The organism is Mesorhizobium sp. A556, assembly GCF_054489545.1.
In genome coordinates, this window is sequence record NZ_JBTMXA010000001.1 from 519,238 (window position 1) to 532,862 (window position 13,625).

Below are 13,625 nucleotides of genomic sequence, written 5' to 3' on the forward strand. Positions count from 1 at the left end.
ATTTCATCGCGCTGGACGGAACCACGAAGCACGGCCTTGCCGAGGCGGTGAAGTTCATCCTTCGCGGCTCGCTTGGTCACACGTTCTATCCCAGCCCACCTGAACTGCGCATCCAGTGCGACAAAGCCATGGAATGGCACGATCGGGAACGGGAACGGGCGCACCGGCAAGACCAGATGCGGCAGGATCGGCCCGCGCCACGTCCAGAACCATCAGCGGCCGAACGCGAGCGGGTATCCCGCATCTATGCGGATTTCTGCCGGGGCTACGAGAAAGCCGAGGCCGAAGAGACGTTCAAGCTGGATCCGGAACTGGTCGCCCAAGTCGCGGATAATCCAAAGGCGCAGATTCATCAACGGCGAGGCAAAGCAGCATGAACACCCAACCGACATTCACCAAGCCATGGTTCCGGATGCTGCCAGATCAGCCCATCAAGCCGGTTCGCGACGATGACAGTTTCGGACTAGCCGCCATCGATCGTCGCGAAAAGATCAGAACCCGCGAGCGGGAGAAGAAGCGCCGGCAGCGCCACTTACAAGCGCTTCGACAGAAGATCGACGCGCCGGCAATGGCCCCGGTTCTCGGTGAGGTGTTTGAAACAGCATCGGGCATCCTGGCCTATCGCAAATTCATGCCGAACCTCGTGAAGCTTGGTGAGGCTATGAGCGCCAAGGGCGAGGGGACGAACATCAGTCTTCCTTGGATTTCGATCCTCGGTGCATCTGAGAGGACAGCATGAGTGCGACAAACCCCGAGGCGAAGGTGGCACGCATATGTTCAATCGACGGATGCGACCGCAAGGTAAAGGCGCTTGGCATGTGCGCAGCGCACTATACGCGCTGCGCCGTCCACGGAGACCCCTTTAAACGGTTGCGTCCAGCTAATGGCGAGGCTCAGAATTTCTTTAAGAATGAGGTTCTTAGCCATGCTGGACCGGATTGCCTTATTTGGCCATATAGGCGGGGGAGAGACGGATACGGCAGGCTATTCAACAAGGAGCGTGGGACTATGGATCTCGCTTCCAGAATGGCTTGCGAGCGTGCGAATGGGCCGCCACCGACCGCTGCCTATGAGGCAGCGCATACGTGCGGGAACGGAAGTGGCGGGTGCGTCAGCCCCGCCCACGTAGTTTGGAAAACTCGTCAGGAAAACGAGGATGACAAAAGAATCCACGGGACATTGCCGCTGGGTGAAGACAACCACTCCGCAAAACTAACACGTGAGCAGGTTTTGGAGATGAGGTCGATGAGGGGTTCTGTCTCTCAATCAAAAATCGCAAAGTCCTTCAACATATCTCAGAGCCATGTTTCCGCGATAATGAGCGGGAAAAAATGGGGGTGGCTCCAATGACGCCGGTCTCCACAAGCGCACTCCCGGAAAGCGTAATGGATAAAGCTCGTGAGGTCGTCGCAGGCCGGCATGCGAGCGGCCACGAAAGGCAACTTATTCGAGACGTTGCTAAAGCTCTCCTAGCCCGAGACGAGAGGGCGGCGAAGATCGCGGAGACATTCCTGCCATACGGCCACCCCGAAGGCGACCGAGAGCAGATCATGAAATCAATCGCCTCTGCCATCAGGAGCAAGACATGAGCAAACCCGGCAGCATAATTTACCTCAACGATATTACCGACGCCCCAGACGCCGAGATGATCCAACCAACAGTGGCATTGAAATTCGTTGGCGGTGTCCTTCACCAGCAATTCGAAATTCTAACTTACGGCATGGTCGAGGGGCTTAAGTCCCGTCGCGTCGAATGGCGTCCTGTGCCATCCGAACCCGGACCGATTAACGAGGATCAGCAGACATGAGCAAGGTCGAGGAAGTTGAGAAGGCTCTTTTTGAAGAATGGAAGCGCGGTTTCTCAAGTGGGGAAACATCTAAATATAACGACTGGGGCCGATACGCTCGCGCCGCTATCGAGGCAATAGACGCGGACGACGATGCTTTCGTTCATGCCGTTGGCGAGTTGATGCACGATGCTCGTTTCAGCGTATCCGGTGAAACTTATCCGGTGGTCCGCAATTTCATCCGAGCGCTCAAGGCCGCCGCTCTCTCCGAGGAAGGGTAAGCGCCATGAGCTGGACACCTTATCAAATCGAGATCGTGCTTCACCATCATGTCAGCCCGACCACGTTCCCGCGCAGCGCCGCGCCGGCCTACAGTCCAACGGTTTCCGATCTCATCCATGACGGCATCCTGATCGACCGCGATGACGGCGCGATCGAAACCACGGAACTCGGCAGAGCTCTAGTCGGCATGTGGTGCGCGCAGCCAATCCCAGTCGCGTCGTTCATCGATCCACGCTTCGGGCATCAACAAGGAAGGGTAATGCCATGAGCGATCAAGATTTACCACAAGTGGTCGTCTGCCAAGGCCCGCCGAGATGCGGCAAAGAAGGCGATGAAGCCGAAGCGGCGGCCAAGGCGGGGTGCATCTGGTGCGAGCGGCACACTTTGCTCCCTAGCGGCGAATGGCTCGTTGAGAAACCCGCAACGGCTTAGGCGCACCAACTGAAACGAGGGACAGGCAAGCATGAAGGCGGCAATCGACAAAGGCCTGAACTGGTATGTGGTTCGCGCCAACATCAAGAGCGAGACGAAGGCGGCGAACAATCTGCGGCTAGCGGGCTTCGACGTGTACTATCCTCGCCAGCGCTACGAGACGAAGAATAAGCGCACCCATATCGTCCGAGAGCATGAGCGCCCGCTGATGATGCGGTATTTGTTCGTCGGTATGCCCAAGGGGGCAGGGCGTCAGCACTTCGGCTTTGCTCGGGCTTGTGAAGGCGTCGAAAGCATCGTCGGCCCTCAGGGGACGCCTGTAATCGTCCCGGCGAAGGATATCGAAGCGATATTCTTGGCGGAAATAGATATGCGCTTTGACGACACCCGAGCCGCCCGCATTCACAGGAAGGAAGAGGCCCGGACCAAAAAGGAAACGGTGAGGATGGTGTTCAAAGAGGGAACGCAAGTCGATGTGCTTGGCGGGCCGTTCGCCTCATTCTCGGGGGTTGTCGAGGAAGTCACCAGCAGCGGCAAGGTGGAGGCGTTGGTTGCCATTTTCGGGCGCTGGTCAAAGATATCGTTCGATCCTGAACAGTTATCCCCAGCGGCTTGAAACGAGGTATTGTAATTAACCAGATTTAGGTTAATATCCGTCTCGGATGATTTGGTGACTGGCGGACCGCATCGGGACCACACGCCGGCCAAACCCAGCCCTGCCACAAGCGCAGTAGGCGCATCAGAGTTCTATTCCCAATTGCCCGCCAGTGCCTCTACAATCTTCATGAGCCACCGTGCCAGCAGAGAAGCCAGCGCGGGCAAGCAAATTCCGCGAAAGCGGTCAGAGTTGGGGAGCGCACCAGCAGAACGGGTGATATGATCCTGGCGCTGGATGCCTTCACGGAGAAACCGTGCTCGCCCCATTCATTTCAGTCGCCAGAGTGCGGTCAAGACCAGTTCAGGACGGCGGCGCAAGCCGAGGAATGTCAAGTCTGCCGGGATGTGATCTGAGGCCAGGGTAGGCCCGCGTCGCCCAAATATCAGCGAGCCCGGCCCGTCCTGAAATTATCCCGCAAGGGGTAGCGAGAACAGAACCTGCCACGCCTCTCCATTGGAAGCGCACCCCGGCGGGTCACTCATGCGAGGCGGCGGTGGTCACATAGTCGTGGCGATGCCGAAAGTCAGAAGCTGGACGACACTTGGGGCTCTGCCCGGTCGATAGGCAAAGGGTTTTCGTAAGAAAGCTGCCAGCCAAGCAGGTTCCGCCTCGCATCTACACTACAGGCTCGCCATGCGCGGACCTTTTTCAATTTCACATCGCGCCGTTGCCAGAACTGAATTTGGTAATGGGTAGCCGCCAAGGAACCTTTCAGTAGGGCGCGGCCTAAGTCGCACGTAGCAGCCAGCGACGGCGCGGTTCCGATCATTTTACCAATCACAGGTTGCGAACCTGCGCCGATGGCCAGCAAAAATGGTCGCGGCCACGGGGTTTATACAACCTCACGGTTGAAATCGCACCAATTCGAGGTTCGCAATGCCTGAACGTGGAAGGGCGACAGAAGAACTCGACGCTTTGTCGGACGCCGCTGTTGCTGACTATCTTCGCCGGGCAAACCGGACAGCCTTGGAAAACATGATCGCTCTCTGCCTCCATGCAATGACACCCAGCGAGGTGGTGGAATTCTTGCGAAAACAGGCGGATTTCATCGAACAGGATTTGGTTTGACCATCACATGCTCCCGCTGCGACGGGACCGGCCATGTCTGTGAATACCATCAAGCCAAGCCATGGCGCGGCATAAGCAAGCGTCCCGACGCCTGCGACTGCGGGGCAGGAATGCCCTGTCCAGATTGCGCTCCACCGGAAAAGATCGAGGTTCGAAATGGCAGCTAACCTTTATCAGCAGGGAACGGCGTTGCAGCCGGGTAATCCCACCGGTCCGAGAAACATCCAGTCCATGCCCCTGATGACCACCACGGGCATTCCGCAACAGCCAATGCCAGCCATGCCCATGCAGCCGAGAGCAAACGTGCAGTCTATGCCTCTGCCGGGTTCCATGCCGGCCGGTGGACCATCGCAGTCTCCATTCGTGCAGGGCGCACCGCTCTATGGCACATCGCCAGAGGATTTCCTCAAGCGCACGTATCAAGCCTATCTCGGTCGCCAGCCCGATGCGGGAGGGCAACAGTTTTACACCGACAAGATGCGGGGAGGAACCACGCCCTCCAACGTCCTCGATAGCGTTCGCAATTCGCCCGAGGCTCAAATCCGCGGCCTCTACAAGGATTTTCTCGGCCGCGAACCCGATCCAGAAGGGCTAACCTATTACGGGGCACAGTTCGATACGCTCGGCCCTCAGGCAATCCGCAATTCAATCCAGCAGAGCCAGGAGGGCCGCGCTTATTCGTTGGGCGACGGATTCCGCGATCAGGCCCGCGCCGCAACGCAGGGCATCAACAACATGCCCTATATCTTCTCGGACTTCGGCGGCATGGCCAGCGGATCGAGCCGCTCCCCGCTCACCGGTCTACAGGCGCTGTTCGGTGAGAATGCGGGACAGGACACGATCAACTCGCTTCAAGGGCTGCTTGGCGGCATCTTCGCTCCCGAGCCGGTGATTGAAGAAGACAAGCCGGAAGAAGACCCGACGAAGAAGCTGAAAGGCCCGGTCGGCGGTAATCAGGAGAAGGTACGACTAGGCGGCGGCCGGGGCGGTGCCGGATTTTACGATCCCGAGGCCCAAGGCAAGCTGCGGACGTTCTGATGCGCGATTATGTCGTTCGCCGCATGGCCAACATTGACGAGCCGGTAGACGCAGAGAATTACCCCGCCCGGACCGTGTTCGAGGAAGTCGAACTTATCGACATTGGTGTGATGGACTCGGACGGCAACCCGATAATGGCGCGCAAGCGGCTCGATCCGATTGGGTTTGTGAGGTGGAATGATGCTGGCTGAAGACGAGAGGGATGTTGCGGCTCGCCAAATCATTGCCGAAGCCACGAAGCCAAGGTCGCCTCGCTATCAGATGTATCCAGGGGCGATCTATAGCGGCGCGCTGGCAGAGTGCATCGGCGATGATTTGAGCATGACTGTCAGAGGATATCGCGCCTTCGATGATGCGGGTCTATTTCTCGTAGGAGATATTCTACGTTTTTACCGGGAAGAAGGAATTTTGGGCGCCGAGAGACGGTTGGGCCGGTTGCCGGGATGCGGCGCGACGACGGTGAGAGAAATCACTGGGGTATACAAGGATATGGAACGTCGTTTTCCCGACGCGCTGGAGCCTGCGGTTGCAGCTGACCACCCCGACGCTTACGACCTCCTTCCAAAGGCCGTTCGTCTGGAAATGTTCGGTGCTGTACTGAATGGCTGCGTTCAATTCAAAACAGGCGATCAAGTCGTTCTGAAGTCGGGCGGCCCGGTAATGACTGTTGATACATGGGGCCGCGATGATGGAGCGGTCGAATGTATGTGGTTCGGGCCAGACGGCAAATTGGAAGCCGCAGTTCTCGACATCAGATGCATCAGGGCCGCCGAACCGCCGGTCGCGCCTCCCGAGAATTAACAAACACCAGACAGGCCATCCTCTCACCCATTGCCAGCCGTCAACGGGAAAAGCCTTTGATCGTGGTTGTAGAAACCGTCGCGCGGCCTGTCTGGCTTGTGGATGCGCGTGACAAATCAGGGAAACGGCGAATTATTTCGAGGGTGACGATCCATGACTGACGAAGCCCGAGAGGTTGGGAGGCCATCCTCATTCTCTGCCGAAACCGCAGACAAGATCTGTGAGCGCATTGCGGATGGTAGGAGCCTTCGCTCGATTTGCGAGGATGACGAATTCCCGGACAAGGCGACTGTTTACCGTTGGCTAGCTGCGCACGAGGAATTCCGCGACCAGTACGCGCTCGCGCGCGAGTTGCAGGCCGACACGCTGTTTGATGACATTCTTGAAATATCTGACGACGCGCGCAATGACTGGATGGAGCGCCGCGGCGAAGATGATGCTGGATGGGCGGCCAATGGCGAACATATCCAGCGGTCCCGCCTTCGGGTTGACGCTCGCAAATGGATGGCTGGCAAACTCCGGCCGAAGAAATATGGCGACAAGCTTGAGCTTGGCGGACGCCTGACGATCAGCCACGAGGACGCTCTCGGTGAGCTTGAGTGATAAAGAGCGCGCGATCAGGCAGCGGCTCAAGAATGACTTCTCGCACTACGCCAGCAAATGCCTGCGCATCCGTGCCAAGGACGGCAAAATCGCGCCGCTGGTACTGAATGAGGCCCAATCCTACCTTCACACGAGGCTTGAGGCGCAAAGAGAGAAAACCGGCAAGGTTCGAGCGCTTGTCCTCAAAGGACGGCAGCAGGGCATATCAACCTATGTCGGCGGGCGCTTCTATCACCGGGTCACACATCACAAGGGCCTGCGGTGTTTCATTCTCACCCATGAGCAGGATGCTACAAACAACCTGTTCGGGATGGTCGATCGGTATCATCAGCACGTTCCCGAGGTTGTGAAGCCGAGCACATCGGCATCCAACGCCAAGGAATTACTGTTCGACAAGCTTGAGAGCGGTTACGCGGTCGGCACGGCGGGAGCGAAGGCGACGGGGCGGTCGCAGACGGTCCAGTTGTTTCACGGCTCTGAGGTGGCTTTCTGGCCCAATGCTGCGACCCACTTTGCCGGTGTGGTCCAGGCCATTCCCGATCTGCCGGGAACTGAGATTATTCTGGAATCAACCGCGAACGGCTTGGGCGGTGAATTTCACGAGCGCTGGCAGCAGGCCGAACAAGGCGTCGGAGACTACGAAGCAATATTCATCCCTTGGTTCTGGCAGCCGGAATATAGGCGAGAGGTTCCTGACGGGTTCGTTCTGGATGAGGTAGAGCAAGCCTATATGGACGCTCACCGCCTCGATCTGGAGCAGATGGCGTGGCGGCGCAACAAGGTTGCCGAACTGAAAGACCCGATGCTGTTCAAGCAGGAATATCCGGCAACGGCCGCCGAGGCGTTCCAGATGACGGGGCACGACAGTTTCATACCGCCTGAATTGGTCATCAAGGCCAGGAAAGCCGAAGTGCGGCCTTCGGGGCTGTTGGTCGTTGGGTACGATCCTGCTTGGAAAGGCTCTGACCGCCATTCGATGGCGTTCCGGCGCGGCCGCAAGGTGATGAAGGTCGAAAGCCGATCAAAGCTCGACACGATGCAGGGCGCAGGTTGGGCCAAGCAGGTGATCGACACCGAGAAGCCGGCACGCATGTTTATCGACGTGGGTGGCGTTGGTGCCGGTGTCTATGATCGGCTGATTGAAATGGGTTACGGCGATGTGGTCCGGGCGATCAACTTTGGTTCCGCACCATTCGAGCCTCCTATGCTGGACGAGGCAGGCCGGCCAAAAGGTGGGTATGCCAATCGCCGGGCAGAGATTTGGGGCAAGTCCAAGGATTGGCTTGATGAACCGGGTGGCGTGAGTATCCCGGACAGCGACCCGCTTCAAGCCGATGCATGTGCGCCGGGCTACAAATACGACAGCCTGAGCCGGGTTCTACTCGAAAGCAAAGACGACATTCGCAGGCGCGGGCTGCGTTCCCCGGACGAGTGGGACGCGGTGGCTCTGACATTTGCCGAGCCGGTCCACGAGACGATCACAATGCCAAAGCGCGATTTGAGTTGGGTGGTTTGATGCTGACTGACGCGGTCGAGGTCAATTCGAGCGGCTGGCTGTGGCCGAAGGGCGATCAATACACATGGCCGACTGTCATTGAAGAACTGGCGGAAATCCCGGAACTGGTCGAGTTGTGCAAGCAGCGCCGCGTTTGCGTCCAGGCTGGCGGGAATGGCGGGCTGTGGCCTGAAAAGATGGCCGGGCATTTCGAAACGGTGTTCACGTTCGAGCCCGATCCGATCCTGTTTCGCTGCCTCGTCAATAATGTGCCTCATGAGAACGTGGTGTTCACACAGGCGGCAGTCGGCGCGGCACCTGGTTTTATCGCCATGGATCGCTGGATGGGACAGGTAAACCCCGGCGCGAACCGGGTGCAGGCCGGCGGCAACATTCCAATGGTGACGATCGACAGCTACAGCATGGAAAACGTCGATCTGATCCAGTTCGATATCGAGGGCTACGAACTCAATGCACTCAGGGGCGCTGTCGAGACGATCATGCGGTGCAAGCCGGTCGTATGCCTCGAATTGCGCAATCACTCGGGGCATTTCGGCGCGACTGATGACCAAATCCGGCAGTTCATGAAGGACGCGGGCTACTCCATGGCCAAGCGCATGAACTTCGATGAATTCTGGACGGCTGAATAGCCTCCAACACCTTCCGTGCGGGTCCGATCCCCGCCGCAAAGGATATACATGGCCAAAAAATCCTCCGGCATGACGGACGGCGAACTCGTTTCGCTGCTCGACAAGGCCATTTCCAAGACTGCGACTGACGGCAAGTCCGCTGAACTGCGCGATAAAGCGCTCAAGTTCATCAAGGGCGAAGTCGATTTCCCGCATGAGAAGGGGAAATCCAGCGCCGTTTCGCATGATACCGCTGACACGCTGCATTGGATATTGCCGTCGCTCCTGCGGGCATTCCTGGCCTCGGAAAACGTCGGTATCTACGAGCCGCGCCGCCGCAAGATGGTGGACCAGCCAAAAACCGATGATAGCGGCAATCCGGTACACGATGAAAAGGGCGTTCCTGTTCAGGAACAAGTCGATATCTCGGAGGAAGAGGCAAATCAGGCGACGGATTACGTCAACTACATCCTGATGCACGACTGCCGGGGCTATTCGGCCCTTCATTCCGGCTTCTATGAGGGGCTGGCGTTCGGCAACGGGCTGATCAAACACTGGTACGATCCGTCGCCTCGCTATGCCACGGAAAGCTACTCCGATCTGTCGGACGATGCTTTCGCCATGCTGGTGGACGGCGATGACGTTGAGATCATAGAGCATACGCAGCGAGATGACCCGGATTGGGCACCGCCGCCTGTTCCCAATCCCGAAGAATTGCAGGCAATGGCTCAGCAGGCCATTGAACAAGGTGCAACGCCGGAAGATATCCAAGCCGTCGCCGCGCAGATGATGGAAGCCCAACAGGCTCCACAGGTCCACGATTGCAAGATCAAGACGAAGATTGCGGACGGCAGCCTGTGCGTCAAGGCGCTCCCGCATGAGGAATTTTTCATCGGCCCGACAGATACGGTGATCGATGAAGACGAGACTTTGCTTTGCGGCCATTCCTTCCGGGAGACGCGGTCCGAGCTTGTCCGGCAGGGCTATGACCGGGACAAGATCAACGATCTGCCGGTGGCGTCGGCTACCTCCACGGAAACCAGCACCTATGCACGCCTTGGCGATGTTGAGGAAGCTGAAGCCGATCAGGCGACAGAGCAGGTTCAGGTCCACGAATGCTACATCAAGTGCGACTATGACGGCGATGGTGTTTCGGAGTGGCGCAAGGTCGTTCTTGGCGGCGTAGTGGGTGAATTCTCCATTCTCGAAAATGAGGAATGGGGCGACGACCTGCCGTTCACCGATCTGGTCCCCGATCCGGTTCCGCACCGGTGGCGCGGGCGCTCTATCTTTGACGAGACGGTGGACATCCAGCGGATCAAGACGGTCCTGCTTCGCCAGACGATCGACAATCTTTACCAGACCAACAACCCTCAGAAAATCGTCCGCACAACTGGGATTAAGAACCCGGAAGCGCTTCTCACGCAGGATTTGGGCCAGTTGGTGTACACCGACGGAGATCCGGCAACTGCGGTGAAGGAGCTTGTCGTACCCTTCACGGCCGGCCAATCGTATCAGATGCTCGAATATCTCGACATGGTGCGGGAGTCGCGCACTGGTGTCTCTCGAGCCACGACAGGCCTTGATCTGGATGCGCTGCAAAACCAGACGGCAACGGCGGTCAACGCCTCTCAGTCGTCGGCCTATGCCAAGATGGAGAGCTACGCCCGCAACCTTGCCGAAAACGGCATGAAGCGCCTGTTCAAGTGTCTGCTTCGCCTGCTTGTGAAGCATCAGGACAAGTCGCGCATGATCCGCCTCCGGGGCAAGTGGGTCGAGATGAACCCGCGCGCTTGGGATGCTGAAATGGACGTGACGATCAACACCGGCCTCGGCTCGGGATCGCGTGATCGTGACCTTGCCATGCTCGGGGCAATCGTCGGCAAGCAGGAACAGGTCGTCATGCAGATGGGACCGTTCAACGAGTTCGTGAACATCGGCCAACTGTTCGATACCTATCGGAAAATGGCCGAAGTCTCCGGGATCAAGAGCGCTGAGAGCTATTTCCCTGACATCAGTCAGGATCAAATCGTGGCCATGCGCGCCAAGCAGGCGGCAGAGCAGGCCCAACAGCCTCCCGATCCAAAGGCCGCCGAGATGCAAGCGAAGCTTCAGATGGAGCAGCAGAAGCAGCAATTCGACATGAAGGCCACGGCTGTAAAAATGCAGGCCGATACCGAAGAACGCCAAGCCAAGATGCAGATGGATGCTCAGGCTAGGGCCATGGAGAACGCCGCAAATCTTCAGGCCATGCGCGAGGAAGCGTCGGCCAAGTTGCAGCTATTGCGCGAAGAAACCGCCGCTCGCATCCAGATCGCCCGCGAGGAAATGCAGATGAAGCATGAGATGCGGTTGGCTGAAATGCAGCTTGAGGCGGAACTGACGGCGCAGGCCAATATGGTGAAGATGAGCCAGTCCCGGCCTGTTGCCGATACCAACATCACAGGCGCGCAATGAACCAGTTTGACAGGGCACAGGCCGCGCGCCGGCTGCTTGACGAGCCGTTGATTGTCGATGCTCTGGAAAGCCTTGAGCGGCGGTCTGTGGACGAAATGTTGGCGGCTCCAGCATTCTCGATCTTCGGTGACAGAAAGCGGCGGCGGCTGGCGGATCGCGTCAATGCCATTCGTGCCTTGCGATCCGAGTTGGAGATGGAAATCGCGCTTGGCAATCAGGCGGCGCGGCCGACGATGGATCGGCCCTAGGAATTCGAGGCTTCGGCCTCAAATCGTCAGCCCCACGACACGGGGCAATGTGAAGCCACAATCTGCGGTGCGTCCGCGCATTGACGGGTCCGATCCCCGTCTGTGGAACATAAGGCAATCGACACCATGGAAGACGAACTGGAAAACACTTCGCCTGCGGGCGAGGTGATGACGGATGATGCTGCGGCAGACATCCTCGCAAAGTCCATGCTCGGGGACGAAACCGAGACAAACCAGCCGGACCCGGAAGCCGAGAACGACGATCTGCCGCGCGCTGACGACGATCCCGAGAACAAGGCAGACGGCGAAAAAGAATCCGACGAAGACGAGCCTGAATATTACGACATTGAAAAGCTCGACCCTGACATGCCGATGCGTCTGCGCGACGGAACTACGGTACGATGGGGCGACGTCAAGCGTGACATGGCCGAACTTCGTGAACTGCCGCGCCACAAGCAGGAGATTGAGACGCAACGCGCGTCCGTTTCCCAGCATGCGGCGCAGACTGCGCGGCAGGCGCAGTTCTTCCAGCAGGTAATGCCCCTCGTTGAACACTTCATGCAGGCCAACGCGCCCAAACCTCCCGAGATGCCGACCGAAGACCCCAACGACCCGCTAGGCAATAGCGAGCGCTGGAACCACTACAACCGGCAGGTCGCGGAGTTCCAAGGCAAACAGGCCCAAGTGCAGCAGTTGATGAGGGCGCGTGAGCATTTCCAAGCTCAGCAGAACCATCAGACGGAGGCTCAAAAGCAAGAGCAACTCCGGATGAACCAGCACAAACTCTTCGAAGTCATGCCAACTCTGCGTGATGAGGCAAAGCGGACGGAATTCGCCCGCGACATGAAGAAGTTCGGGCAGGACGTTTACGGGTTTTCGGAAGAGGAACTGAATGGAGTGGGCGATTATCGGCTTATCCCGATGATCCGAGACGCCATTGCCTACCGGAAACTCCAGGCATCCAAGCCGAAAGCTGCGGAAAAAGCCAAGGACGCCGCCCCGGTTAGACAACCGGGCAAGCGCACGTCCGACGCTGAACGTTCCAATTCTGCCTACCGGGAAGAACGAGCCAAGCTGCGTAAAACCGGGCGTGCGGATGATGCCGTCGCCCTCTTGGCAAAAGCACTTGGATAAGGAATAGCCAAAATGGCTGATACATATACCGCATACGATGCCAAAGGCATTCGTGAAGACCTCGAGGGGATGATCTACGACATCTCCCCATTCGAAACGCCTCTCCAGTCGAACGCTGGCAAGGTGAAGGTCACCAACCGCGCTCACGAATGGCAGACTGACGCCCTTCGTGCCGCATCGACCTCCAACGCTCACGTCGAAGGCGCGGCTTCTGTCAATGTTGCCCGCACCCCGACCGTGCGTGTCAAGAACTACACGCAAATCCTCAAGGATACGGCGGAAGTTTCCGGCACGCTGGAAGCGGTGGACAAGGCCGGCCGGGCCAAGGAAATGGCCTATCAGATGGTCAAGATCGGCCGTGAACAGCGCCGGGATTTCGAGGCCATCTGTCTCAACAACCAGGCCTCGCTTGTGGGCGACAACACCACGGCGTCGAAGCTTGGCGGCCTGCCTTCGTGGCTGACCTCCAACGTCAGTCGCGCATCGGGCGGTGCGTCGGGCGGCTTCTCGACTTCCACCGGCCTGACCGTCGCAGCGACGGACGTTACGACCGGCTTCAGGACGTTCACCGAAACGCTTCTGAAGGGCGTGCAACAGACGCTGAAGAAGAACGGTGGCGAGCCGACTATCCTGATGCTCGGCACCTACAACAAGGGCCAGTTCTCGAATGCGACGAACTTCCCCGGCATTGCCACGCTGCGTTCGAACGTAGCTCAGAATACCAAGGGATCGATGGCGACCGTGATTGGTGCTGCCGATGTCTATCTGGGCGATTTCGGCACGTTGCAGGTCGTGACGAACATCTTCCAGCGCGACAGGGATGCGTTCCTGATCGATCCTGAACACATCAAGATCGGCACGCTTCGTCCTCTCAAGCCGGAAGACCTGGCCAAGGTCGGCGACTCCGAACGGAAGCACATCGTTATGGAGAAGACTTTGGTGGTCAACAATGAGGCGGCGCACGGCATCGTGGCCGACCTTACGACCTCGTAAG

General features: G+C 58.3%; 17 protein-coding genes. All 17 read left to right on the top strand.

Features of this window, described 5'->3' with window-relative positions; genetic code table 11:
* Positions 1-47: 47 nt before the first annotated feature.
* The 17 genes from ACX3P0_RS02620 to ACX3P0_RS02700 all read left to right on the top strand — a co-directional run bounded on the left by ACX3P0_RS02620 (position 48) and on the right by ACX3P0_RS02700 (position 13,624).
* The gene (locus ACX3P0_RS02620; protein ID WP_459086346.1) at positions 48-377 is read left to right on the top strand and encodes a hypothetical protein; all 330 of its coding nucleotides are present in this window, start codon (positions 48-50) and stop codon (positions 375-377) included.
* Positions 374-739, top strand: a complete 366-nt coding sequence (locus tag ACX3P0_RS02625) for a hypothetical protein (RefSeq protein WP_459086347.1) — start codon at positions 374-376, stop codon at positions 737-739. Before ACX3P0_RS02620 ends, ACX3P0_RS02625 begins: the two co-directional genes overlap by 4 nt.
* Positions 740-1,585: 846 nt before the next feature.
* Positions 1,586-1,807, top strand: a complete 222-nt coding sequence (locus ACX3P0_RS02630; protein ID WP_459086349.1) for a hypothetical protein — start codon at positions 1,586-1,588, stop codon at positions 1,805-1,807.
* Positions 1,804-2,067, top strand: coding sequence for a hypothetical protein (locus ACX3P0_RS02635; protein ID WP_459086351.1), 264 nt, complete (start codon positions 1,804-1,806; stop codon positions 2,065-2,067). The genes ACX3P0_RS02630 and ACX3P0_RS02635 overlap by 4 nt, the downstream gene beginning before the upstream one ends.
* A 5-nt stretch (positions 2,068-2,072) precedes the next feature.
* Positions 2,073-2,336, top strand: coding sequence for a hypothetical protein (locus ACX3P0_RS02640; protein WP_459086353.1), 264 nt, complete (start codon positions 2,073-2,075; stop codon positions 2,334-2,336).
* Positions 2,337-2,531: 195 nt separating this feature from the next.
* Complete coding sequence (nusG, locus tag ACX3P0_RS02645; RefSeq protein WP_459086354.1) at positions 2,532-3,116, top strand: transcription termination/antitermination protein NusG; 585 nt, start codon at positions 2,532-2,534, stop codon at positions 3,114-3,116.
* Positions 3,117-4,034: 918 nt separating this feature from the next.
* Positions 4,035-4,226: a hypothetical protein gene (locus ACX3P0_RS02650; RefSeq protein WP_459086355.1), complete on the top strand. Its 192-nt coding sequence runs from the start codon at positions 4,035-4,037 to the stop codon at positions 4,224-4,226.
* A 156-nt stretch (positions 4,227-4,382) separates the two neighbouring features.
* Positions 4,383-5,264, top strand: coding sequence for a DUF4214 domain-containing protein (locus tag ACX3P0_RS02655; RefSeq protein WP_459086357.1), 882 nt, complete (start codon positions 4,383-4,385; stop codon positions 5,262-5,264).
* The gene (locus tag ACX3P0_RS02660) at positions 5,264-5,455 is read left to right on the top strand and encodes a hypothetical protein (protein WP_459086359.1); all 192 of its coding nucleotides are present in this window, start codon (positions 5,264-5,266) and stop codon (positions 5,453-5,455) included. Before ACX3P0_RS02655 ends, ACX3P0_RS02660 begins: the two co-directional genes overlap by 1 nt.
* Positions 5,445-6,065, top strand: coding sequence for a YodC family protein (locus tag ACX3P0_RS02665; protein WP_459086360.1), 621 nt, complete (start codon positions 5,445-5,447; stop codon positions 6,063-6,065). Before ACX3P0_RS02660 ends, ACX3P0_RS02665 begins: the two co-directional genes overlap by 11 nt.
* Positions 6,066-6,218: 153 nt before the next feature.
* Entirely contained in the window at positions 6,219-6,668 is a 450-nt protein-coding gene (locus ACX3P0_RS02670) for a terminase small subunit-like protein (RefSeq protein WP_459086362.1), read from the top strand.
* A complete protein-coding gene (locus ACX3P0_RS02675) occupies positions 6,655-8,184 on the top strand; it encodes a hypothetical protein (protein ID WP_459086363.1) in 1,530 nt (509 codons plus the stop codon). The genes ACX3P0_RS02670 and ACX3P0_RS02675 overlap by 14 nt, the downstream gene beginning before the upstream one ends.
* Entirely contained in the window at positions 8,184-8,813 is a 630-nt protein-coding gene (locus ACX3P0_RS02680) for an FkbM family methyltransferase (RefSeq protein WP_459086365.1), read from the top strand. The genes ACX3P0_RS02675 and ACX3P0_RS02680 overlap by 1 nt, the downstream gene beginning before the upstream one ends.
* 48 nt (positions 8,814-8,861) lie before the next feature.
* Positions 8,862-11,249: a portal protein gene (locus ACX3P0_RS02685; protein ID WP_459086367.1), complete on the top strand. Its 2,388-nt coding sequence runs from the start codon at positions 8,862-8,864 to the stop codon at positions 11,247-11,249.
* Positions 11,246-11,497 (top strand): hypothetical protein, encoded by a 252-nt coding sequence (locus ACX3P0_RS02690; RefSeq protein WP_459086368.1) that lies wholly within the window; start codon positions 11,246-11,248, stop codon positions 11,495-11,497. The genes ACX3P0_RS02685 and ACX3P0_RS02690 overlap by 4 nt, the downstream gene beginning before the upstream one ends.
* 126 nt (positions 11,498-11,623) lie before the next feature.
* On the top strand, positions 11,624-12,631 hold the full coding sequence (locus ACX3P0_RS02695; protein WP_459086370.1) for a hypothetical protein: 1,008 nt from the start codon (positions 11,624-11,626) through the stop codon (positions 12,629-12,631).
* 12 nt (positions 12,632-12,643) lie between these two features.
* Positions 12,644-13,624 (top strand): DUF5309 domain-containing protein, encoded by a 981-nt coding sequence (locus ACX3P0_RS02700; protein WP_459086371.1) that lies wholly within the window; start codon positions 12,644-12,646, stop codon positions 13,622-13,624.
* Position 13,625: the final 1 nt, after the last annotated feature.